Annotated in this window: 18 protein-coding genes and 1 pseudogene; 12 read left to right on the top strand and 7 right to left on the bottom strand. The window is 70.2% G+C overall.

What is annotated here, in order from left to right:
- Window positions 1-37: 37 nt before the first annotated feature.
- Window positions 38-511 carry a MarR family transcriptional regulator gene (locus tag AB0B45_RS20830; RefSeq protein ID WP_358132689.1) on the bottom strand — a complete coding sequence of 158 codons (474 nt, stop codon included), beginning with the start codon at window positions 509-511 and terminating at the stop codon, window positions 38-40.
- Between AB0B45_RS20830 and AB0B45_RS20835 the strand changes: the two genes are divergently transcribed.
- Window positions 512-673 (top strand): hypothetical protein, encoded by a 162-nt coding sequence (locus tag AB0B45_RS20835; RefSeq protein WP_358132691.1) that lies wholly within the window; start codon window positions 512-514, stop codon window positions 671-673.
- Here AB0B45_RS20835 and AB0B45_RS20840 read toward each other — a convergent pair.
- Window positions 645-3,890: a BTAD domain-containing putative transcriptional regulator gene (locus tag AB0B45_RS20840; RefSeq protein ID WP_358132693.1), complete on the bottom strand. Its 3,246-nt coding sequence runs from the start codon at window positions 3,888-3,890 to the stop codon at window positions 645-647. The two genes, AB0B45_RS20835 and AB0B45_RS20840, sit on opposite strands and share 29 nt — an antisense overlap.
- 194 nt (window positions 3,891-4,084) lie before the next feature.
- Here AB0B45_RS20840 and AB0B45_RS20845 point away from each other — a divergent pair, with 194 nt between their 5' ends.
- The 4 genes and pseudogenes from AB0B45_RS20845 to AB0B45_RS20860 form a co-directional block, all read left to right on the top strand.
- A complete protein-coding gene (locus tag AB0B45_RS20845; protein WP_358132694.1) occupies window positions 4,085-5,605 on the top strand; it encodes an FAD-dependent monooxygenase in 1,521 nt (506 codons plus the stop codon).
- Between the two features lie 224 nt (window positions 5,606-5,829).
- Entirely contained in the window at window positions 5,830-6,492 is a 663-nt protein-coding gene (locus AB0B45_RS20850; protein ID WP_358132696.1) for an SGNH/GDSL hydrolase family protein, read from the top strand.
- A 486-nt stretch (window positions 6,493-6,978) separates the two neighbouring features.
- Entirely contained in the window at window positions 6,979-7,962 is a 984-nt protein-coding gene (locus tag AB0B45_RS20855; protein WP_358132698.1) for an FAD-dependent oxidoreductase, read from the top strand.
- Window positions 7,963-7,976: 14 nt separating this feature from the next.
- A pseudogene (locus AB0B45_RS20860) lies at window positions 7,977-8,492 on the top strand (FAD-dependent oxidoreductase); the annotation flags it as partial.
- Between the two features lie 80 nt (window positions 8,493-8,572).
- Here AB0B45_RS20860 and AB0B45_RS20865 read toward each other — a convergent pair.
- On the bottom strand, window positions 8,573-8,863 hold the full coding sequence (locus AB0B45_RS20865; RefSeq protein WP_358132734.1) for a recombinase family protein: 291 nt from the start codon (window positions 8,861-8,863) through the stop codon (window positions 8,573-8,575).
- Between AB0B45_RS20865 and AB0B45_RS20870 the strand changes: the two genes are divergently transcribed.
- The 7 genes from AB0B45_RS20870 to AB0B45_RS20900 all read left to right on the top strand — a co-directional run bounded on the left by AB0B45_RS20870 (window position 8,784) and on the right by AB0B45_RS20900 (window position 15,123).
- Complete coding sequence (locus tag AB0B45_RS20870; protein ID WP_358132737.1) at window positions 8,784-8,969, top strand: hypothetical protein; 186 nt, start codon at window positions 8,784-8,786, stop codon at window positions 8,967-8,969. The two genes, AB0B45_RS20865 and AB0B45_RS20870, sit on opposite strands and share 80 nt — an antisense overlap.
- A 73-nt stretch (window positions 8,970-9,042) precedes the next feature.
- A complete protein-coding gene (locus AB0B45_RS20875) occupies window positions 9,043-10,176 on the top strand; it encodes a 2,3-dihydroxybiphenyl 1,2-dioxygenase (RefSeq protein ID WP_358132700.1) in 1,134 nt (377 codons plus the stop codon).
- The gene (locus AB0B45_RS20880; RefSeq protein WP_358132702.1) at window positions 10,173-11,111 is read left to right on the top strand and encodes a fumarylacetoacetate hydrolase family protein; all 939 of its coding nucleotides are present in this window, start codon (window positions 10,173-10,175) and stop codon (window positions 11,109-11,111) included. Before AB0B45_RS20875 ends, AB0B45_RS20880 begins: the two co-directional genes overlap by 4 nt.
- Window positions 11,108-12,934 carry an acyl-CoA synthetase gene (locus AB0B45_RS20885; protein WP_358132704.1) on the top strand — a complete coding sequence of 609 codons (1,827 nt, stop codon included), beginning with the start codon at window positions 11,108-11,110 and terminating at the stop codon, window positions 12,932-12,934. The genes AB0B45_RS20880 and AB0B45_RS20885 overlap by 4 nt, the downstream gene beginning before the upstream one ends.
- Window positions 12,931-13,344: a PPOX class F420-dependent oxidoreductase gene (locus AB0B45_RS20890; protein WP_358132705.1), complete on the top strand. Its 414-nt coding sequence runs from the start codon at window positions 12,931-12,933 to the stop codon at window positions 13,342-13,344. Before AB0B45_RS20885 ends, AB0B45_RS20890 begins: the two co-directional genes overlap by 4 nt.
- A complete protein-coding gene (locus AB0B45_RS20895; protein ID WP_358132707.1) occupies window positions 13,341-14,867 on the top strand; it encodes a bifunctional 3-(3-hydroxy-phenyl)propionate/3-hydroxycinnamic acid hydroxylase in 1,527 nt (508 codons plus the stop codon). The genes AB0B45_RS20890 and AB0B45_RS20895 overlap by 4 nt, the downstream gene beginning before the upstream one ends.
- A gap of 64 nt (window positions 14,868-14,931) precedes the next feature.
- Window positions 14,932-15,123 (top strand): hypothetical protein, encoded by a 192-nt coding sequence (locus tag AB0B45_RS20900; protein WP_358132708.1) that lies wholly within the window; start codon window positions 14,932-14,934, stop codon window positions 15,121-15,123.
- Here the strand turns inward: AB0B45_RS20900 and AB0B45_RS20905 are convergent, their stop codons facing one another.
- The 4 genes from AB0B45_RS20905 to AB0B45_RS20920 all read right to left on the bottom strand — a co-directional run bounded on the left by AB0B45_RS20905 (window position 15,124) and on the right by AB0B45_RS20920 (window position 21,443).
- Window positions 15,124-15,858 carry an alpha/beta hydrolase gene (locus AB0B45_RS20905; RefSeq protein ID WP_358132710.1) on the bottom strand — a complete coding sequence of 245 codons (735 nt, stop codon included), beginning with the start codon at window positions 15,856-15,858 and terminating at the stop codon, window positions 15,124-15,126.
- A 219-nt stretch (window positions 15,859-16,077) separates the two neighbouring features.
- Window positions 16,078-16,842 (bottom strand): HAMP domain-containing sensor histidine kinase, encoded by a 765-nt coding sequence (locus AB0B45_RS20910; protein ID WP_358132711.1) that lies wholly within the window; start codon window positions 16,840-16,842, stop codon window positions 16,078-16,080.
- A gap of 208 nt (window positions 16,843-17,050) precedes the next feature.
- Window positions 17,051-18,097 carry a zinc-binding dehydrogenase gene (locus AB0B45_RS20915; protein ID WP_358132712.1) on the bottom strand — a complete coding sequence of 349 codons (1,047 nt, stop codon included), beginning with the start codon at window positions 18,095-18,097 and terminating at the stop codon, window positions 17,051-17,053.
- Between the two features lie 121 nt (window positions 18,098-18,218).
- Entirely contained in the window at window positions 18,219-21,443 is a 3,225-nt protein-coding gene (locus AB0B45_RS20920; protein ID WP_358132714.1) for a cytochrome P450, read from the bottom strand.
- Window positions 21,444-21,949 lie beyond the last annotated feature (506 nt).

Consider the following 21,949-nt stretch of genomic DNA (forward strand, 5'->3'; position numbering starts at 1 on the left):
ATCAGTTCCGCCCCGCGACGGCGGCCCCGGAGCCCGGTCAGCGCCACGGCTCTTCGGGGGTGACGGTTCGCCGGTTGTGGTGATCCAACAGCCTGGACAGCAGCTCGGTCAACGCCTGTCGCTCCTCGGGTGACAGCGGAGCCAGCAGTTCGTCCTGGCATTCGGCCAGCCGCTTCTCCAGTCGCCGCAGCTGACGCTTGCCCGCTGAGGTCAGCGAGATGATGTTGCGCCGCCGGTCGGAGGGGTCCGGGGCGCGCTCGACCAGTCCGCGATCGGCGAGCTCGTTGACCGTCGCGACCATGTCGCTGACGTGGATGCCACTGCGGCGGCCCAGCGCGGCCTGACTGGCCGGGCCGAACTCCTCCAGCGTCGCCAGCAGGCGGTAGTGGTAGCCGCGGGCGCCGACGGACGAGAACCCGTCGCCCACCAGGCGGTGCGCGTGGTTGGCGATCTGGCCGAGCAGCCAGCTGGGCAGGCCCTCCCACCTGGCGGGCGTCTCCTCTGATGCCACATGTTCTGCGCGCTGGGCACCCTCGACGGCGAGCACACCATCGCCTTCCACACCAACACCGAGGCGAAGAGCTGGGACCTCCTCTTCAAGATCGTTGAAGCGGAGCTCGGGCGCTCCGACACGCCCGGCTGGATCACTCGGGATCTGGGTGAGCCGTCCTGAGTTCCCGGCGTAGCCGGGCCGGGTCGACTTCGGTCACGGCCGTCTTCCCGTCCAGCTCCCAACCCTTCCCGTACGCCGCGGCGAAGGCTTCCTCGCCCAGCGCGGCCCGCCCTCGGCGGGTGAGCTCGCGAACCTGCCGATCAGTGCGGTCGTGAGCGCCGCGCAGCCGGGAGGCGGCGCCGAGCAGGACGGCCGACTCGTGATGCCGCCCGTACGCCTCGGCGAGCGCGGCCGCGTTCACCGCCACCAGCGACAGGATCGGCAGGTCCCGAGCCTCCAGCGCCGCCGCGTACGCCTCCTCCAGCGCCTTTTCGGCACCGGCCAGGTCGCCCGTCTCCAGACAGAGCGAGGCCCGTACGCTGCCGACCAGCGTCCGCGCGTGGTCACCGGGGAACGTGGTGTCGCCGTGCAGACCCCGTTCGGCGTCGTCGAGCAGTTCCCGCGCCCGGTCCAGGTCGCCGAGCCGCACCCGGAAGACGGCCTCCCACGCGTCGACCAGGGCCGGCATCTCCGGCGAGTTCGCGCGCAGCGCCCGCTCCCGGGCCGAGTCGATCACTGCGATCGTCAGGTCGGTGTCGCCGCGCCGCAGGTGCAGGTCGATCCAGCGCAGGTCGAGGAACACCTCGTCGCTGAGGTTGAGCGAGCCGAACTCGCCGGCCAGCGACCGGGCCTCGCGCAGGTCGGCCAGCGCGCCGTCGAGGTCGTCGTCGTACTGCCGCAGCTGGGCGCGCATCGGCAGCGCGGTGGCCTGGCCCCAGCGGTCGCCGGCCTGCCGGAAGCAGGCCAGGGCCGCCTCCACGTCGGGACGCATGGTGTCGAGCTCGCCCGCGTTCTCGGCGAACTGGGCCCGGAACATGCGGGCCAGTCCGGACAACCAGACGACGTCGCCGTCGGCCAGGCGCTCGATGATCGCGAACGCGGTCTCCTCCTCCTGTAGAAACAGGAGCGTGGGCGCGGTGAGCGCGCCGTAGGGGCCCGGCAGCTGCGGGTAGGCGAGCAGCCGGTCGGCCAGCTCGCGCATCTGCGCCTGGTCGTCCGCGGCCTTCTCGGCGATCCTCCCCGGCCAGGTGTCGACCCGGTCGATCAAGGAGATCACCTGAGCGCAGTCGCGGTCGGGCGTCGGCTCGCCGCCGGGCACCGCCAGTGCCTCGCGCAGCCAGTAGGCCGCGTCGGCGTGCCGGCCGAACATGTGCCAGTACCAGGTCAGGTTCAGCGCGAGTGCGACCGCGCCGGGGGCGTCGCCGGTGTCGCACCGCCGGCGCAGGGCGGCCAGCGCGTTGTCGTACTCGGCGCTGATGACTCGCATGGCCTCCAGCTGGCCGGGCCCGCGCAGCTGCGGGTCGTACCGGGCCATCAGCTCGGCGAAGTAGCCGGCGGCCAGGTCGCGGACGGTGCCGAGGTCGCCCGTCTCGGCCAGGCGGTCGATGCCGTACTCGCGCAGCGTCTCCAGCACGCGGTAGCGGCCCGGGTCGGGCGCGAGCTGCAGCAGCGACCGGTCGACCAGGCTCGCGAGCAGCTCGGGGAGCTCGGCGGCCGGTACGGCGGTGCCGGCGCAGACCGCGGTGGCCGAGGTCGGCGTGACGCCGCCGGGCAGGATCGAGACGCGTTCGGCGACCGTGCGCTCGTGCTCGCTCAGCAGCTCCCAGCTCCAGGCGATGACCGCGCGCAGCGTGCGGTGCCGGGGCAGCGCGGTGCGGCTGCCGGTGGACAGCAGCCGGAACCGGTCGGACAGGCCGTCGGCCAGCTCGGGCAGCGACAGCGTCCGTAGCCGGGCCGCGGCCAGCTCCAGCGCCAGCGGCATCCCGTCCAGGCTGCGGACCACCCGCCGGACCTCGGGCAGCGTCGTCTCGTCCACGTCGAAGCCCGGGCGCACGGCCGCGGCCCGCTCGGTGAACAGGCGTACCGACGCCGCCCGCCGGGCCTGCTCGACGCCGTCGTCCAGCCCGGGCAGCGCGAGCGGGCCGAGCGGCACCAACGCCTCGCCGTCGACCGCGAGGGGTTCGCGGCTGGTGGCCAGCACGCGCAGCCCGGAGCAGCGGGACAGCAGTGCGGAGACCAGGTGGGCCACGGCGTCGATCAGGTGCTCGCAGTTGTCGACCAGCAGCAGGCTCTCCCGGCCGCCGAGCTGGTCGACGAGTACGTCCAGCTCGTCGCCCTCGACCCGCATCCGGGCCTCGAACATCGCGCCGCCGCGCAGCCCGATCCCGGCGAGCACGGCCGCGCCGACCTTGGCCGGCTCGGTGACCGAGGCGAGGTCGATCATCCAGGCGCCGTCGCGGTACTCGTGGCGGTGGCGGCGGGCGGCCTCGACGGCGAGGCGCGTCTTGCCGGCGCCGCCGGGACCGAGCACGGTGACCAGGCGCCCGGCGGCGAGCAGCGTGTCGATCCGGGCGAGGTCGTCGTCGCGCCCGATGAAGCTGGTCAGCGGCGCGGGCAGGTTACTCGGCCTGGTCTGCGTGGCGTCGGCGGCCGGGGCGGGCCGCTCGGCGCGCAGCAGGCGCAGGTGGCGCTCGTGCAGGGCGGCGCCCGGGTCGGTGCCGAGGACGTCGGCCAGGGTTTCGCGGATCCGCTCGTACAGGGCCAGGGCCTCGGCCTGGCGCCCCTGGGCGGCGAGCGCGTCCATGAGCAGCGCGGCCGCCCGCTCGTGGACGGGGTGCTCGGCGAGCAGGGCCGCCAGGCGGGCGGCGGCCGCGTCGGCACGGCCCAGGGACAGCTCGGCGACGGCCTCGACCGAGGCGTGGGCCAGCCGGGTCGCGGCGGCGGGCGCCACCGCGGCGACGAGCGTGGGCTCGGCGCCGGGACGGTCGCCCCACAGCGCCACGGCCTCGCCGAGCACGGCCGCCGCGGCCTGCGGGTCGCCGGCGCGCAGGCGGTCACGGCCGACGGCGGCGAGCTGCTCGAACCGCAGCGCGTCCACGTCGGCCGCGTCCACGTCCAGCCGGTAGCCGCCCGCGACCTGCGCGACGTCGCCGGCCGAGCCGAGAGTCCGGCGCAGCCGCGAGACGAGGGCCTGCAGGGCGTGGGCGGGGCCGGCCGGCGGGTCCTCGGCCCAGATCGCGTCGACCAGGACGCTCTGGTCGACCGCGCGCCCGCCGGCGAGCGCCAGCCGTACGACCAGACCCCGCAACCGCGCACCCGGAACGGGCAGGGCGACGTCACCGCGAGACGCCTGAAAGGCGCCGAGCAGCGTGACGCGAAGCCGCGCATCCCCGTCCATCTCCCGATCCTCGCGCACGCACCTTCGAGTCCCCAAATCACGGCAGGGCTCTGGCTTTCCCCGTGCTCAAGGGCACCGCTGGACGGGAGTGTCAGCGCCATGTGCCCCCATGTCAGCGCCGTGTGTGCCCCGTGTGAGCGGCCCGCTTCAGTCTTTGCATGCCTGAAGAGCGAGCTTCGGAAGGGGAAGTTTTCGTGCATGACGTAGTGATCGTGGGTGCCGGCCCGGTTGGTCTGTTCCTTGCCTGCGAGCTTGGCCTCGCGGGCTGCTCTGTCCTGGTGCTCGAGCGGGAGCCGGAGCCCCGCTCCCCGTGGAAGGCGGACCCGCTCGGGATGCGGGGCCTGTCCGCCGTGTCGGTCGAGGCGTTCTACCGCCGTGGGATGCTGTACCCGCTGCTGAAGGCGTCGGGCGTCAACGACGATCCCGGCGCGAACCCCGACGCGGACGAGCCGGCACCCCCTCGTGGCGTGGGCCACTTCGCCGGCATGATGCTCGATCCGGCCAAGGTCGACGTCGCCGCCCTGCCGTTCCGGCTTCCCAGCCCGGCAATGGAGGGCGTGATGACGAACCTCGAAGCGGTCGAGACGGTGCTGGCCGAGCGGGCATCCATGCTCGGCGTGGAGGTCAGGCGCGGCGTCACGGTCTCGGCCATCGCGCAGAACGATGAGAGCGTGGTCGCGCGAGCCGGCGAGCACGAGTACGCGGCACGCTGGGTCGTCGGCTGCGATGGCGGACGCAGCGCGGTGCGCAAGCTCGCGGGCTTCGGCTTCCTCGGCACCGAGCCGCAGTTCACCGGCTACGTCGTGCTCGCCACCATCGCCGATCCCGAGAAGCTGAGCCCTGGGTTCAATCTGACGCCGACGGGCATGTACCTGCGGATGCCCGCGAAAGGGCACCTCGGCATGCTGGAGTTCGACGGCGGCGCGTTCGGTCGCTCGCAGCGGCCGACTCGCGAGCACCTCCAGGCGGTTCTGCGCCGTGTATCCGGCACCGACGTCACGCTGAGCGACGTCCATCTCGCCTCGAGCTTCACCGATCGGGCGATGCAGACGACGACCTACCGGCAGGGACGTGTCCTGCTCGCGGGCGACGCCGCTCACATCCACTCGCCTCTCGGGGCGCAGGGACTCAACCTCGGCATCGGCGACGCCATGAACCTGGGATGGAAGCTCGCGGCGACCGTGCACGGGTACGCGCCGGATGGGCTTGTCGACACCTACACCCGCGAGCGCCATCCGATCGGCGCATGGGTGCTCGACTGGACGCGCGCCCAGGCGGCTGCCATGAAGCCGGATCCGCATGCCCAGGCGATCCAAGGAGTGATCCGCGACCTGCTCGGAACCCGTGACGGAACGACCTACGTGTTCGACAAGGTATCGGGATCGTCGATCCGCCACGATCTTGGTAGCGAGCGGCCGCTGGTCGGCCGCAACGCCCCGGACCTTCGTCTTGAGGACGGCACTCGCCTCGGCGACCTGATGCAGGATGGACGAGGCGTCGCGCTCGATTTCAGTATCGACCGACGCCTGCACGGTTCAGCGATGGGCTGGGAGAGTCGGGTTCGGTATGCAGCCGGGCCGGCGAGAAACGACCTCGGATTGGGTGCCGCGCTTGTCCGACCTGACGGCGTGGTCGCCTGGGCAGGTGATCGCGACCCTGATCGCGAAGCGTTCGAGCGGGCCGCCGGCCAGTGGTTCGGCAGTCCGTCAATCTGAGTCCAAAGCAGCTACCCCGTTCTCTTATCGCTTCTGTGGGTGCCCCAAGAGCGCGAAGAGGAATCATGATGCTGCCTCTTTCGCGACGTCGGCGGCAGCCGGTGTCGGCTTCCCAAGCCCCGCCCGAGATGACAAGCGGGATCACGAGCCGCCTGAGTGTCGACGTTGCCGCCACGTAATCGATGTGAACCTTTCCTTTCCTCACCCGAGTTCCAGGAGCACACATGACGATCACCCTCCGACCGGGAACCACCGTGATGTTCACCGGCGATTCGATCACCGACTGCCAGCGGCTGGAGAGCGAACAGGGCCTCGGGTTCGGCTACCCGCTGCGCATCGCGGGCGAGTGGGGCCTCCGGTACCCGGACCGGGCCGTGACCTGGCTGAACTCCGGGATCGCGGGCGACAAGGTGATGGATCTCGAAGCCCGATGGCACGCGGACGTGCTCGACGCGCGCCCGGACGTGGTGTCGATCCTCGTCGGCGGCAATGACATGGGCTGGCACACGTACGACCCGGAGGGCTACGTGATCCCCGCGGAGGACTTCGCGGCAGGTTACGACCGCCTGCTCGCGCCCCTCGCCGAGGCCGGCGCCGACCTGATCCTCATCGAGCCGTTCCTTCTGCCGATTCGCGGCCTTGTCGAGGTCGGTGATGTGCACCTCGGCGAAGAGGTCCGGAAGGAGTGGCGCGCTGACCTGGACCCGAAGATCCAGGTCGTGCGCGAGCTCGCCCGCAAGTACGGCGCGCACCTGCTCGCCGCCGACGGCATGTTCGCCGAGCTCGCCGCGACGGCCGGGCCGGAGTACTGGGCTGCGGACGGCGTGCACCCGACGCCGGCCGGTCACGCCGCACTCGCGGCGGCCTGGCTGCGCCTGGTCGCGTGACCCCCCGCAGTATGCGCTGCCCGCCAACCCGTTTTGGTGACAAAGCGCAGATCTGCTGGCCGGATGAAGGCCCCGAATCGGGTCATCCCGCAGGTCCATCCCGTACGCTGCGTGGTCGCAGGCCGTCCGATCGCCTGCAGGTCGCCCAGGTGTGGCCAGGAGTTCCTGGCGCCGGGCCCAGGTGGTGAAGGAGGTCAGCGCCGACAGGTGCCGGTTCCAGGTGGCGGCGGCCGCAGTCTTCCAGCGGTCCATCACCGCGACGTAGTGCTCGGGGGTCAGCGTGGCGACGGGATGCTCTGGGCCGGGTGACGGCGGTCAGGCGGGCGAGGGTCTCGGCGTAGCCGGCGCGGTTCGGCCGAGGACACGTGTTCCCGCGCTCTTGACTGGAGTGACGCGTGTCACGTCGCGTCATGTCACGTCTCAGCGATCCGCGGTGTCCTGAGGGCATGATCGAACACAACACACCCCACAAGGTCGTGGTCATCGGTGGCGGTTACGCGGGAACGCTCGCGGCCAACCGTCTGCGGATGCGCGCCGACGTCGACATCACTCTCGGCCGTCAATCCGCGCCCGGAGTTCGTCGAACGCATCCGGCTGCACCAGTTCGTGGCCCGTACCGGCGACGCCACGATTGACTACGGCACGCTGCTCGGCGAGGGCATCCAGCTGGTCGTCGACAGCGCCACGCGCATCGACACCGCCGCCCGCACCGTGCAGCTGGCGTCGGGCACCGCGCTGGACTACGACTACGTCATCTACGCGGTCGGCAGCACCGCAGCGACACCCTCATCGGTGCCTGGCGCGGTCGAATTCGCTTTGCCCATCGCGGAATTCGAGTCCGCGCAGCGGCTGCGCGCCAGGCTGGACGAGTTGCCCCTCGATGCTCCGGTCACCGTGGTCGGCGGCGGATTGACCGGCATCGAGACGGCCGCCGAACTGGCCGAACAAGGACGCACGGTCACGCTGGTGTGTGGCCGGACCCTGGCGCCCTACCTGAGTGCGCCGGGGCGCCGATACGTCGCCAAGTGGCTGACCCGGCACGGTGTCGCCGTGCTCGAGGCCGGCGTGGTGACCGAGGTTCGGCCCGATGCGGTCGTCCTTGCCGACGGTTCTGCCGACGGTGCGGTGCGTCCGAGCGCACTGACCATCTGGACGGCTGGTTTCGGTGTGCCGGAGCTGGCGGCGGCGAGCTTTCTACGCCATTCGCAACCCAGACAAACTTCTCGCGGTGGCGGTTCCGCGGCAGATCAGCCGGTAGTAGGAGTCGGCAAGCCGCAGCGAAGTACGTCGCAATCGCGCATGTCCGTCACAAGCGGGTCGGCGCCGGCGACTCGAGGTCACAAGGGTCTCGCCGGTTCCCAACCCGCGATGGACAGGTATCGCCGCAGGCCGGTGGCACCACACAAGACGCTAAACAGTCGCCATCCGGTGGCGATCGCCGAACGTGTCCCCCCGATGTGCGTACGATGACCAAGGAGTTGACCATGACCGACACGCAGGTAGTGATCGCCGGGGCGGGGCCGACGGGGCTGATGCTCGCCTGCGAGCTGCGGCTCGCCGGGGTCGATGTGCTCGTGCTCGAGCGTCACCCGAAGCCTCGAACGGTGGAATCGCGGGCCGGTGGTCTACACATCCGCACGATGGAGACGCTCGATCAGCGAGGCCTCCTCGACCGGTTTCTCGCGCGTGGACGGCGGAGGCAGGGCGTGCACTTCTCCGCCCTCCGGCTCGACGTATCCGATGTGACGACGCGGCATCCGTACGTTCTCGTCATCTTGCAGTCCGAGGTGGAACGGCTGCTGGAGGAGCGCGCGGCGGAGGTCGGGGTACGGCTGCGACGCGGTGCCGAGGTGGCGGGGTTCACCCAGGACGAAACGGGTGTCACGGTGGAGCTCGCGGACGGGTCGCGCGTCCGGGCGGACTACCTCGTCGGCTGCGACGGCGGCCGCAGCACCGTGCGCGGGCTCGCAGGCATCGAGTTCCCCGGCACCCCGGCCACGATGACCGCTCTGCTCGGCGACGGGCTCCGATCTCGGCGCGGACGCCGTACTCATCCGTCCCGACGGACATGTCGCCTGGGTCACCCGCGCGTCCATCTCCACGGCCATCGCGGCGACCATGAACAGCATTGTCGGCGATGGTCTGCCCGTTCGGCCGGTGCAGCGCAAATCCCGGTGAGGACCTCCAGGTCGATGTCCCGGGCGTGCGGTTCATCCTCCAGCAGGATGAGGAGTTCCTTCATTGACCGGGCAATCCGGTCTGGCTTGTAGATCGCCGAGGTGTCGCCCGGCTTGAGTATGTCGAGGGTGGCGCGCAGCTTCGGGCGGGCGCCGCGGGGGCAGATCGTGCAGGCGTCCGGTGAGCCGGAAATTGTGCGGAAGGTCTCGGCCGGGCCGTCCAAGGTCGAGGGTCAGCTCGTCGAGCAGGGCGCCAGGGCGGTGGAGGGTCTCGTCCATGGCGGTGCACGTCAGGAGTGACGAAATCATCAGCAAGTGTTGACGATAGGCTCACAAATGACGATAGTGTCAGCGTTGTGGAAGGAGGTTGCCCATGATGGACCACCATGACCCGCACGCCGGCCTGCACAGTGAGCAGGGCTCCTTGAAGGGCGAGCACCCGGGCAGGGCGGCCAACCCGATCATCAAGGTGCACGATCTAGCCTGGCTGGAGTTCTGCAAGCCGGATCTGCAGCGCGCGGAATCGTTCGCGCACGCCTTCGGATTCACCACGGCGCTGCACACTGCGGACGAACTTCACCTGCGCGGCACCGACGCCGGTAGCCCGTGCGTGCTCATCCGCAAGGGGACCCGGTCGAGGTTCATCGGTGCGGCTTTCAAGGCGGCCGACTCAAGCGACCTGCTCCGGCTGGCGCAGGCCACCGGACGGAAGGCCGCGCCGCTGCCGGAGAGCCTGGGCGGGCTCACCGTCGACCTGCCCGATCCGAGCGGCAACCGGGTGCGGGTGGTGTCGGGCACGCACGATCTGGCCGCGCTGCCCGCCCAGGTGCCGCTCACGTTCAACTTCGGGCATGCCGCAGCGCGGACGAACGCCGTGCAGCGGCCGCCGCGCGCACCGGCCAAGGTGCAACGGCTCGGGCACGTGGTCATGCAGACCACTCGGTACATCGAGACGCTGAACTGGTATCTACAGCACCTGGGCCTGATCGTCAGCGACTTCCTCTACTACCCGGGGCAGCGCGAACGCGGGCCGGTGATGAGCTTCATCCGCTGCGACCGCGGCATGGCGCCAACCGACCATCACACGCTCGCGATGACCCTCGGCCCGGTCAACCGCTACGTGCACTCCGCCTATCAAGTCGCCGATCTCGACGCGCTGGCCGCCGGCGGCCAGCACCTGCTCGAGCTGGGCTACCGGCGTTCCTGGGGCATCGGCCGGCACATCCAGGGCAGCCAGATCTTCGACTACTGGCGCGACTCTGACGGCTTCCTGGTCGAGCACTTCAGTGACGGCGACCTGTTCGACTGCACGCTCGAACCCGGCTGGGCGCCCATGACCGCCTCCGGGCTGGCCCAATGGGGGCCTCCGGCGACCAAGGACTTCCTCGGCCTGGCACCCGGCCGAGAACCGCTGCGCGAGCTACGCGGGATCGTCCGCGCGCTGCGCGAGGACAACGAATTCGACCTGCACCGCCTGCGCGGTCTGCTGAAAGTAGCCAGCTCATGAGCACCTCCATCCTCCGCACCGCCGACGCCTGGTGGGTTGCCACCCCTGCCGGCGCCGCCAAGGTGGACACCCAGGCCACCACCACCGGACAGCTGCTGGCCGACCGGCAGGCCATCGCCGCGGCCGCCGCCGACTCCGACACGGTGGCCCTCGACAGCCTCACCCTGCTGTCACCGGTCACGGCGCCCTGCCGGGTTGTCGCTCAAATGACGAACTTCGCCTCGCATGTCAAGGACGTGGGCATGAACCCCGCCACCGTCCCGCTGACCTTCTTCCGCAAGTCCTCCGGCTCGATCAGCGGCCCCTACGACGAGGTCATCCGGCCCGCCCACGTGCGGCTGCTGGATTACGAGGTGGAGATCGGGCTCGTCTTCGGCCGGCAGATGCCCGTCGGCACCACGGTCACCGCCGACAACCTCACCGACTACGTCGCGGGCCTGGTCGTCACCAACGACATCTCCGCCCGCGACCTGCAGCTGCTCAAGACCCAGTTCTACGAGTCCAAGTCCTACCCCGCCTTCACCCCGGTCGGCCCCACCCTGGTGCTTCTGGAACCCGGCGAGTTCAAGCGGTTCGCTGACCTGAGGCTGCGCCTGTCGGTCAACGGCGAGCTCCGGCAGAACACGACGGTCGCCGACATGATCTACCAGCCCGTCCAGGCACTGCAGGCACTGAACCGCTTTCAGCGCCTGGACGCCGGTGACCTGCTGTTGACCGGCACTCCCGCCGGCACCGCGCTCAGCGCGCCGCCCAAGCCGATCGAGGTCCTCGCCTCGCTGCTGCCGCCGGCGCTCAAGTGGAAACTCTTCTTGGACCGCCAGGCCGGCAACCCCAAGTACCTGCAGGACGGCGATGTCATCGAGGCCGCCGTGGCCACCGACGACGCCGGGATCGACCTGGGCACCCAGCGCACGGTGGTGAGGTACGCGCGATGACGCACCACACTCAGGGCGAGCGCCCCCTGGTCCTGGCGCCGCAGGACCTCCCTCTGGTGGAGGCGGTGCCGCTGGCCGAGCGCGACCTACCCGCCTCCACCTACGAGCTGCTGCACCGTACGGCTACCACCACACCGCAGGCGCCCGCCTTGCACCTGCTGGGCGAGGGACCGGAAGTGACCTGGAGCTACGGCGAACTGCTGGCCCGCGTGCACCAGGCTGCCAACCTCTACACCAGCCTGGGGTTGGAGCCGGGCGGGACGGTAGGGCTGCTGCTCCCGAACAGCGGTCACACCTACGCCGCACTGCTGGGTGCCCAGGCCGTCGGCATCGCCAACCCGGTCAACCCGATGCTGTCCGACAATCACATCATCGACATCTTCACCCTCACCCAGGCCGAGATCCTCGTCGTGACGGGATCGGGCATGAACCGGGAACTGTGGGAGAAGGCGCTACGCGTGGCCAGGGAACTGCCGCACCTGCGCGCGCTGGTGGTGGTGGGCGACAACGCCGCCATCGACGCCGGCTACGTCCCTCGTGGCGTCGCCGACTTCGAACGGCTCACGGCCGAGCAGCCAGGCGACCTGCTGATCGCTCACCATCGGCCCGGGCCGCAGGATCTGGCCGCCTACTTCCACACCGGCGGCACCACCGGCACACCGAAGATCGCCCCGCACACGCACGCCATGGAGGTCTACATGGCGTGGGCGCTCGGCTGCTCGGGCGCCTATTTGGGCGGCGGGGTGGCGCTGGCCGGGCTGCCGCTGTTCCACGTCAACGCCCTGCACGTCACCGGCCTGGCGCCGTTCATGCACGGCGCGAGCGTGGCCAGCCTCGGCCCGCTCGGCTACCGCGACAAGACGCTCATGGCCGACTTCTGGCGCATCATCGAGCGCTACCGCGTCACCGCCTTCTCCGCTGTGCCGACCGTGTACGCGAACCTGCCACCGATCCCTGAGGAGGTGGACATCTCCAGCCTCCGGGCCGGGGTCGTCGGCGCCGCGCCCCTGCCCAGCCGGGTGCGCGCCGCGTTCGAGGAGGCGGCCAAGGTGCCGATGCTGGAGGGGTATGGCCTCACCGAGGCGGCCTGCGCCAGCGCCAGCACTCCCGCCCTCGCGCCGCGTCCGGGTTCGGTGGGGTTGCGCTTGCCGTACCAGCAGATCAAGGCCGTCACGGTGGATGCCGACGACCGGCCGACCGGCCACTGCCCGCCCGGCCGGACCGGGGTGCTGGCCATCAAAGGGCCGGCGGTCTTCCCCGGCTACCTCGGCCCGGACGGCCCCGATCCCACCGGCAAGATCTTCGACGGCTGGCTGATCACCGGCGACGTCGGCCACGTGGACGCCGACGGCTACGTCTACCTGACCGGGCGAGCCAAGGACCTCATCATCCGCGGCGGTCACAACATCGACCCCCGCTGGATCGAAGAGTCCCTGCTGGCCCACCCCGACGTGACCGGCGCCGCGGCGGTCGGCCGCCCCGACCCGCACTCCGGCGAGGTCCCCGTCGCCTACGTGACCGTCACCGGCTCCGTCACCGAGCATGATCTGCTGGCCTGGGCCCGGGCGCACGCCATCGAGCCGGCCGCCGCCCCCAAAGCCGTGCACATCGTCGCATCGCTGCCCACCACGACGGTCGGCAAGCTCTACAAACCCGAACTGGTCGCCGACTCCGTCCGCCGCGTCATCGCCGACCTCGACCCCCGCGGCACGGCCGAGGTCGTGCTGGAAGACGGGCGGCCGGTCGTCCTGATCGCCCCGGATGCGGAGCTGGCCGCCGCGCTCGACCGATACCCCATCGACTACCGGCTGGTGACCTCATGATCGACCCTGTTGTCCGCGACTTCCTCGCCCGGCATCCGGCGGGCGTGCTGGCGACCACCCGACCCGACGGCGGGGTGCGGCAATCGGTCGTCTACTTCGCCCTGGACGGCGACCGTCTGCTCATCTCCACCGAACCAGGCCGCGCCAAGGCCAGGGACGTGCAGCGCACCGGGCGCGCCTCCCTGTGCGTGATCGGGGCGGCTGCGCCGTACCCATCAGTGACGCTGGAAGGCACCGCCACCATCCGGACCGCCGGCATCGGGCCGGACACCGCACGTGTCGCGTCCCGCATCGGCGGCCAGAGCGTCGAGCCGATGAGCGATGCGGAGCTGGCCGCGATGAACCGCGTCATCCTCGAGATCAACGTCGAGCGCGTCTACGGCGCCAGCTACCTCCAGCGCACGTCATGAGCGAACACCCTGAGTCGCATTCCGCTCCGGCGGTCGTCATCATCGGCGCGGGCCCCACCGGACTGACCGCCGCGACCCTGCTCGGCCAGTACGGCGTCGAGTGCCTGGTGCTCGAGCGATGGGAGTCCATCCATCCGGGGCCCCGCGCAGTCGCCCTCGACGACGAGGTCTACCGGATCCTGGCGCGCCTCGGCGTCAGGGACGAGTTCGCCGCGATCGCCTGGCCGCACCGCGGCCTGCGACTCGTCGATGCGACCTTGCGGGTACTGGCGGAGTTCCATCGCGACGGTCTCGGTAGGCACGGTTACCCCCAGGGGGTGATGTTCGACCAGCCGGAGCTGGAGGCGATCCTCCGCCGGAATCTGAAGCAGTACGAGGCCGTCACCCTTCGCGGTGGCATCGAGATCACCGCGCTGGCCCAGGACGGCAGCGGGGCCCGGGTCGACTTCACCAACCGTGCAACGGGCAGCCAGGAGTCGGTCCGCGCGGCGTACGTCCTGGGCTGCGACGGCGCCAATAGCGTGACCAGGGCCTCGATCGGCGCCGTCATGCGGGACCTGAAGTTCACGCAGCACTGGGTCGTCGTCGATGTGGAGACCGAGGCCGACCTCGGCCAATGGAACGGTGCCCACCAGGTCTGCGACCCGGTACGCCCCTCGACCTACATGCGCCTCGGAAAGACCCGGCACCGCTGGGAATTCCGGTTGGCGCCCGACGAAGCCGCTGACGACTACTGCGAGATGACCCGCTTGTATCCGTTGATCTCGCCGTGGACCAGGGGGATTCCTGTCGAGAAGCTGGAAATCGTCCGCGCGGCGGGCTACGTCTCTCGCGCGCAGGTCGCCGACCGGTGGCGCGAGGGCCGGGTGTTCCTTTTGGGCGACGCGGCCCACCTCACCCCGCCGTTCGTTGGCCAGGGCATGGGAGCCGGGCTCCGCGATGCGATGAACCTCGCCTGGAAACTCGCCGGCGTGCTCGGCGGGACCCTGCCCGAGACCGTGCTCGACACCTACCAGATCGAACGAAAGCCACACGCCCGCACCCTGATCGGGCTGGCGAGACTGCTCGGCACCGCGATGACGGCGGGCGGCGAACTGGGCAACGTCATCCGCCAGGTCGTGGTTCCGCGGCTGCACCTCGTGCCCGGCCTCAAGCAACAGGCTTCGGACAGCCAGACACCTGCGCTGCGCCGGTCAGACCTGGTGGTGCGGCCCCGCCTGCGCCGCACCCTCGCGGGCAGGCTGTGCCCGAACACGATTCTCGACGATGGCCGGCGTTTCGACGACGTGGCCGCGGGCCGGTTCGCGATCGTCACGTCAACCGAGCCGTCCACCACGCAACGAGCCGAAATCGAGCGCGGAGCAGTTCTCATCACTGCCCTGCCGGGCAGCGAACTCCACGGATGGCTGAGGAAGGGCCGCGCACACGCGATCCTTGTCCGCCCCGACGGCACAGTGCTGCGCACCGGGCGTGATCTGCTGGCGCTCGGAGCGAGCCTGCCCCGGACCTCGGCGGCCGACTGACAGCAGCTCGGCCGCTGCCTCATCCGGCGTTCAGCAATCCACTCCTGCTGACCCACCGCGCGGCGTGGACGAGGCCCCCGACTTCGACTCGACCCGGCACACCCGTCGCCGGCTGACGGTGTTGTCGCCGGCCGCCACGCCCGGCCGGGTGGTCGCGCAGCTGGCCAACGGAGTGAGAGTGCGGCTGCCGTTCTGGCGGTGGGCGTGGCCGGGGCGGCTGTCCGTGGCTGGCGTTCGTGTGGTGGTAGGCCCCTGATCAGCTGCCGGCGTGACGCCGCCAGTGCTCTTCGAGGGCGGTGGCGACCTGCGCGGGCCGCTGCAGCACCGTCCAGTGGTTGCAGTCGAGTTTGATCACCCTTTCCGCGCGGATGGCCCGGGCCAGCTCGTCGGCGAACTCGACTTGGCAGGCGGCGTCGTGTGAGCCCCAGAACACCAGGCTCGGTGCGGTCATCTTCGCCAGATCGGGTTCCCATTCGCTGCCCATCCGCAGCGCGGAGCGGTAGAGCTTGAGGATGCTGTCCTTCATCAGCGCATCCATGCGGCGCACCGTCTGCATGGCCAGGTCGGTGGGGAGCTCGAAGCCGGCGGCCAGATCGTCGGCGAGGCTGTCCTTCTCCAGCTCGGCCATGAAACGGTCACCTTCCACCGGGTCCTGCCAGATCTCCGCCAGCGGATGCCACACGTACCGAGCGCTGATCGGACCGTTGCCTCCGGCCCAGGTGCGCACCAAGTCGGGACGCAGAGACGCAACCCGGGCGGTGAGGATGCAGCCCCAGTCGTGGCCGACCAGGTCGGCCGGCTCACCTAGCTCCTCCAGACGGCCGACCAGCCAGTCGACGTACTCCTCCTTGGTGCTGCCGAAGCCGTCCGCTAGTGGGACGCCGAACCCTGGCAGGCCCCAGGCTTGCACGTCGGTGCGCGTCAGGTGCCGACGGACGTCCTCCCAGACGCGGTGGGTGTCGGGGACTCCGTGGATGAGGATCGCGGGCATGCGTTTCCTTTCGCGTGTGAGGTCGTCGATGTTGGCGAGAACAAGGTGACGCGAGGTTCGAGCACGTCGGTGTGGAGGTGACGGTCCCGCCGCTCGGTGCCGGAGCGGGCGGGTCCGCAGGCGTCGAGATGGGCCTGGTTGACGGCCACGACGGTCATATCCGGCGGCAAAGGCTCGGAACTGACGCGAACGGGGCGGCGTAGTCGACGTTCTGTCTCATCAGGTTCTCCCTCCCAGACGCGCCCAGCCGGGCTCATGGATCGTCGCTTCGTGCGGGCTCCGGCCGACGCGTCGACCGGCCGGAGCAGCCGAACCTGCGAGGGGAAGACGCAGGACAAAGCTGGCGCCCCCGGTCTCGGACTCCCCAACGTGCAGGCTGCCGATGTGGGCTTGGGCGAGGTCGCGGGCGATCGCCAGGCCCAGGCCGGTGCCGGTGTGGTCGAGGCGGCGTGCGGCCTCCAGCCGGGTGAAGCGCCGGAAAATCCGTTCCCGTTCGGATTCCGGGACTCCTTCTCCGTCGTCGGTGACCGTCAGCTCGGCGTGGTCGTCGTCGCGGCTGACCTGGACCTCGACCAGGTGCCGACCGTGCCGTTGGGCGTTGTCCAGCAGGTTGGTGAGCACCCGGCCGATCTGGATCGGGACGGCCTGGACGGATACCCCGGGCTCCAGGCGGTGCTGGACCGCTATGCGGTCGGTCCTGCGGGCGATCTCGTCACGAACCAGTTCGGCGAGGTCGACCCGCTGTGGCTTCATGGGTGGGCCGGCCTCGATCTCCGCGAGGACCCGCAGGTCGGTGATGATCGCGCCGAGCCGGTCGACGTCTCGCAGCGCCCGGGCGAGCAGGACGCCGAGGTCGGTCTCATCGGGATACATGCAGGCCTCCTCCAATCCGGCGCGTAGCCCCGCGACAGCCGTGCGCAGTTCGTGTGAGGCGTCGGAAGCGAATCGCCGTTTCTTCTGCAGCTCGCGCTTCAACTCGCGCATCTTGTCGCAGGATTTCTGGAGCGCCGGTGCGGTCCGGCCTTCACCAGGTGGGCGCGGAGCCTCGCAGTCATACAGGGGGGTCAGGTGTGCCGTCACAGCACGTACTCCTTCTGTTGTATTCACATTCCGAGCGTCGCCTGCAAGGCGCTGCGGGGCAGCTGCCACACGCCGTTGACGTCGGTGTTCGCCGCTGCCATGCGGTTGCCGGCTAGGGAACGAGGATGAGGCGGATTGGGTCGCCGATCTTGTGTTCCAGCCGGTGGATCGCCTCGGCGGCGTCGGCGAGCGGGATGTGGTCGGTGATGGAGGGGGCCAGGTCGAGTCGGCCGTTGGAGGCCAGCCGCACCAGCTCGGAGACGGACTCGGGGAAGCCGCCGTAGTGCCCGTGTACCTGCTTGCGCATGTAGTTGAAGGTCAGGCCTTCGCTGATGGTGAGCGGCTTGGGGGTGATGCCGACCAGGACGAGGTCTCCGTTGAGGCCGAGCACTGCGGCGGCCTGCTCGCGGACCGCGGGCACGCCGGCGCAGTCGAAGGCGAAGTCCAGGCCGCGTCCGGCGGTGGCCGCACGTACCTGGTCGGCGAAGTCATCGGCGGCCGGGTCGAGGGCGATGTCCGCTCCGAAGTCCAGAGCGCGTTCCCGGGCGCCGGGCAGCGGGTCGACGGCGATGATCGGGGCGGCGCCGACCAGGCGGGCGACGCGGACGTTGTGCGCGCCCACTCCGCCCACACCCCACACGCCCACGGCCTGGGCAGGGCGCACCCCGGCGGTTGCCACGACGGCGGCGTAGGAGGTGGAGACCGCGTCAGGGATGATCGAGGCCTGGTCGAAGGGGAGGTTGTCGGGGATGGGGATGAGGGTGTCCTCGCGGGCGATGGTGTACTGGGCCCAGCCGCCGTCGTAGTCGATGCCTCGGGTGCGGACCTGGGTGCAGGGGCGGCGGCGCGCGCAGTCATCGCACTGTTCGCAGCTCTGTCCGGCCTCCAGGGTGACGCGGGTGCCCACGGTCAGGCCCCGCTTGAGGCCGGGGCCGAGGGTGTGGATCACACCAGAGACCTCGTGGCCGACTGTGACAGCGTCGGAGGTGGCGAACAGAGGAGGCAGGGTGCCGTCGATCAGGTGGACGTCCGACAGGCAGACGCCTGCGGCCTTGACCTCGACGAGTACCTCGCCCGGGCCGGGCACGGGGACGGGGACCTCTTCCACGAGGAACTTCCTGCTGTCCAGGTGGAAGCGTCCGGCGAGCATGGTGTCCATGGTGATCTCACTTTCTTGACAGGGGTTGGACGGTTGGTGCCGTGCGCCCGGCGTGCAGCCGAGGGCGGCGCTTTCGGGCTCGTCCGACTGGCTGACCCGGTTCGGGCGCGGTGGACGGGGATCAGGCGAAGACGTCCTGCTGGTAGTGGCCGTCTGACTCGAGCTGGTCGACCCACTGCCGCGCGGTTTCGTCGTCGCTGCCGGTGTGGCTGCGGTGGATGGCGGCGAGTGCTTCACGTACGGCGGGCGCCATGCGGCGGCCGTCGCCGCAGACGTAGACGTACGCGCCGTCTTCGAGCGCCTGCCACACCGTGTCGGACTCGGCGATGAGGGCGTCCTGGACGAACCGGGCCGGGTGGTCGACCACCGCGGAGAAGGCGGTGTGCACCTGGGCGATCCCGGCTTGCTCCCAAGCGTCCATCTCCTCCCGGTAGAACCAGTCGTGCTCCGGGTGGCGGCAGCCGACGAAGACCTGGGACGGGCCCACCTTCGTGTCGTTCTCCCGCTGCCAGGCGCGCTCCTCCAGGAAGCCGCGCAGCGGTGCGATGCCGGTGCCGGGCCCGATGAGGATGAGCGGTGTGGCGGGGTCGGCGGGCGGCGCGAAGGGAGGAGAGGGCACGCGCACGTAACCGTAGAAGACGTCTCCGGGCTCAAGTCGTCCCAGGTACTGGGAGCACAGGCCGCGATACGCGCCTTTGCCCGACAGTGCAGGGCCTTCGACGAGGCCGACGGTCAGCCGTACCTGGCGCGGGTTGGCCAGCGGAGAGGAGGAGATGGAGTAGAAGCGGGGGCGGATGGGCCCCATCATGTCGAGGAACACCGCCAGCGGCAGTTCGACGGCGGGGAAGCGCTCCAGGAGATCGAGCACCGAGACGCGCTTGCCGAGGATCTCCTTCTGGTACCGCTCGTCTGCCTCCTCGGTGTCGGCCGTGTAGGCCTCCAGTTGCGGCTTGGTCCAGGGACACGAGGTGTGCTCGGCCAGGATGCGCACCTGGGTGCGGGTGGCCACGTCCTGCAGCTCCAGGAACTCGGTGAACAGCAGTCCGGCGGTGACGGGCACGCCCACCGGCAGGTGCGTCCTGCCACCGGCCGGCTGGTCGAGCCGGAGCACCTGATCATGCTCGACGCCGAGCCGCGCCAGCGTGCGGGAGACCAGCGGCGGCTCGTTCTTGGCGAAGACGGCCAGATGATTGCCGGTGGCGTAGCTGACGCCCTCGGGCAGCTCGACGGTGATGGACTTCGCGGACGGGCGCGGCGGCTCGATGCTGAAGTCCCACAACCCGGTCGGGTCGTCCACGAGTTCCTCGTTGGCCACCACGGTCAGCGGGTAGGCCTGCTCGGAGACGACCGCCGGGCGCACGTCCGCCTCGGTGAGCAGCCGCACCTGGTAGCGCGGCCCGCCGGCGTCGGAGGTGTCGGCGGCGTACTCCTCGGCCAGGGTGGTCCACAGGGTGTCCGTCCAGCGGGTGGCCATGCCGTCGAAGTCGGAGGAGGCATCCGCCACACCGCGCTCGATGACCGGGGTGGCCCCGGCGGCCAGCAGGGCGGCCTCGATGCGCTTCGGGAACGCCTGGTAGGTCGCCACCCACTGGGTGTTGCCGGCGCCCAGCAGCGCGAAGCGCACGTTCGACAGCGAGCCCTCGGGCAGCCCGGCGGCGATCAGGTCGTCGAAGCGCTGGGCGTTGTCGGGCGCCTTGCCGTTGTAGCTGGCGGCGACGACGACGAGCAGGCCCTCGGTGGGCGGGTTGTCGCCCAGCTCGTCCAGGCTCAGCAAGGTGGTGCCGAACCCGGACCGCTCGCCGCGGTCGGCGATCGTGCGCGCCAGGTCCTCGCAGCTGCCCAGGCTGGAGCCGTAGGCGACGGTGAGGTTCACCCCGACACCGCTGACCGCGGCCTCCTGCTGCGTGTCGTCGGTCTGCGCCGCTGAGACACCGAACACGGCCCGCTCGTGCTCGTGACGGGTCCGCACGACCAGCTCGAAGTTGCCGGGCTTGCGCGTCAACGCCTCCCGGACGTCCATCTGGTAGTCGGTGGTGTCGGAGAACTTGAACTTCTGCAGCACCAGCGCGAGGGCCAGACGGGCTTCGGTGAGCGCGAACTGCCGGCCGATGCAGGCACGCACGCCGTTGCCGAACGGCTTGTAGGCATGCGGGTGGTGATTGGCGCGGTTCTCCGGCAGCCACCGGTTGATGTCGAACTCCTCCGGCCGCTCCCACGCCTTGGGGTGGGTGTGCAGCGGGCCTTCGAGGATGTTGACCCTTGTTCCCTTCTTCAGCTCGTAGCGGCCGCCGATGACGGTGTCCTCCAGCGGGGACTTGCCGATCAGCGGGATGGGAGCCCACAGGCGCAGGGTCTCCTCCAGGATCCGCGGGATGACGTCCATCTGCATGATCGTGTCGTAGTCCGGGACCGTGTCGCCGGGCAGCAGCCGGTCCACCTCGGCGTAGGCCTGGGCCAGGACGTGCGGGTTGCGCATCAGCGAGTATGTGGCGAACGACAGCAGACCACTGGTGGTCTCGTGACCGGCGATCAGGAACGTCACCACCTGGTCACGGACGTTGTCGTCGTCCAGCCGCTTGCCGGTCCGCGGGTCGGTGGACTCCAGCATCAGACCCAGTAGGTCCTCCTCACCCGTGCCCTTCCCCTGACGGCGGTCCTTGATCACACTCTCGACCAGGTCCCGCATCAGCTGGATGTTCTCGCGGTACTGCTTGTCATCGGCCTTGCGGAGCTTGGTCATCATCGGCAGCTCCTGCGAGCGCCGCAGCGACTCCACCAGCGCCTCCAGCAGCGCGTTGAGGAAGGGGTGCAGCTCCTCCTTGGCGAAGGAGTCGAACCGGTAACCGAACCCCGACAGGGCGATCGTGTCCAGGGTCAGCCGGGTGTAGTCGTCGGTGATGTTGACCGGCTGGCCCTCCTTACGCTCCCACTTGCCCACCAGATTCTGGGCGACCTCCAGCATCTGCCCGTAGTAGGCCTTCATGGCCCGCTGACTGAACGCCGGCAGGAGGATCCGGTGCGCCATGCCCCACTCCTCCTCGTGCTGGTGGGCCGTGAACAGGCCCGCACCCGCGAAGTCCCGGACATGGCTCAGCGGAGTCTTCTCGATCTGCTTGAAGAACCGCGTCTCGTCGCAGACCTCGGCCACCAGGTCCGGGTCCCAGACGAAGACCTGCTCGATGCCGGCGATCTCCATGCCGTAGAGCCCCTCGGGGAACCGATTGGACAGCTCGCCGAAGTACTCGACCTGGTTGGTGTCGGGGATCTGCGGCGTGTGGCCGAGTAGAGGAATCCCGCGCGGGGACCGTATGGGGCGAGGGTCGGGGGTGGTGAGCTGGTCGGTCATGGGTTTCCTCCATTGGGAAAGGGAAGCTGCGGCAGCAGGCCGCTTGCCGCGGTGTGGACTTGTGCTCTCAGCCGAGGCCGAACTCCTCTTTGATGGCGGCAAGGGCGTTGCCGACCTTGCCGCGACGCTCAGGCGTGCTTGTGTTCGGCACGTCGTGGATGGATTCCTTCTGCGCGGCGGCCGCGATGACGACCTCGGTGCTCTGCCGGGGGTATCCGCCCGTGGCACGCCTTGCTGGCTGCGCAAGCGGGTGCGTGGATCATGGTGCACACTCATCGGCTCCGCCTTGCCGCATATTTGACGATATCGTCACTTATGAACGATACCGTCATTAATGCAATGAATCGTCAAATCGATAGTGAGTATTTCGTCACTCCTGACGGTCCGCGCTACGGTGGATCGGGGAACGCTGCGACAGGAGTGAGAACAGATGGCCGACGCCGCACCTAGCCGCCTGGATCGGCGCAAGGCGCGCACCCGCGCCGCGCTCGTCCACGCGGCCCAGA

The organism is Nonomuraea sp. NPDC049152, from assembly GCF_040648355.1.
GTDB lineage: Bacteria > Actinomycetota > Actinomycetes > Streptosporangiales > Streptosporangiaceae > Nonomuraea.

Excerpts from the sequence above, each read along its gene's own strand:
- AB0B45_RS20905 (WP_358132710.1), bottom strand. The coding sequence starts at position 15,858 with ATGCCCGCGATCCTCATCCACGGAGTCCCCGACACCCACCGCGTCTGG.
- AB0B45_RS20835 (WP_358132691.1), top strand. The coding sequence starts at position 512 with ATGTTCTGCGCGCTGGGCACCCTCGACGGCGAGCACACCATCGCCTTC.
- AB0B45_RS20890 (WP_358132705.1), top strand. The coding sequence starts at position 12,931 with ATGATCGACCCTGTTGTCCGCGACTTCCTCGCCCGGCATCCGGCGGGC.
- AB0B45_RS20850 (WP_358132696.1), top strand. The coding sequence starts at position 5,830 with ATGACGATCACCCTCCGACCGGGAACCACCGTGATGTTCACCGGCGAT.
- AB0B45_RS20910 (WP_358132711.1), bottom strand. The coding sequence starts at position 16,842 with ATGCGCGAGTTGAAGCGCGAGCTGCAGAAGAAACGGCGATTCGCTTCC.
- AB0B45_RS20920 (WP_358132714.1), bottom strand. The coding sequence starts at position 21,443 with ATGACCGACCAGCTCACCACCCCCGACCCTCGCCCCATACGGTCCCCG.
- AB0B45_RS20875 (WP_358132700.1), top strand. The coding sequence starts at position 9,043 with ATGATGGACCACCATGACCCGCACGCCGGCCTGCACAGTGAGCAGGGC.
- AB0B45_RS20840 (WP_358132693.1), bottom strand. The coding sequence starts at position 3,890 with ATGGACGGGGATGCGCGGCTTCGCGTCACGCTGCTCGGCGCCTTTCAG.
- AB0B45_RS20915 (WP_358132712.1), bottom strand. The coding sequence starts at position 18,097 with ATGGACACCATGCTCGCCGGACGCTTCCACCTGGACAGCAGGAAGTTC.
- AB0B45_RS20880 (WP_358132702.1), top strand. The coding sequence starts at position 10,173 with ATGAGCACCTCCATCCTCCGCACCGCCGACGCCTGGTGGGTTGCCACC.
- AB0B45_RS20885 (WP_358132704.1), top strand. The coding sequence starts at position 11,108 with ATGACGCACCACACTCAGGGCGAGCGCCCCCTGGTCCTGGCGCCGCAG.
- AB0B45_RS20895 (WP_358132707.1), top strand. The coding sequence starts at position 13,341 with ATGAGCGAACACCCTGAGTCGCATTCCGCTCCGGCGGTCGTCATCATC.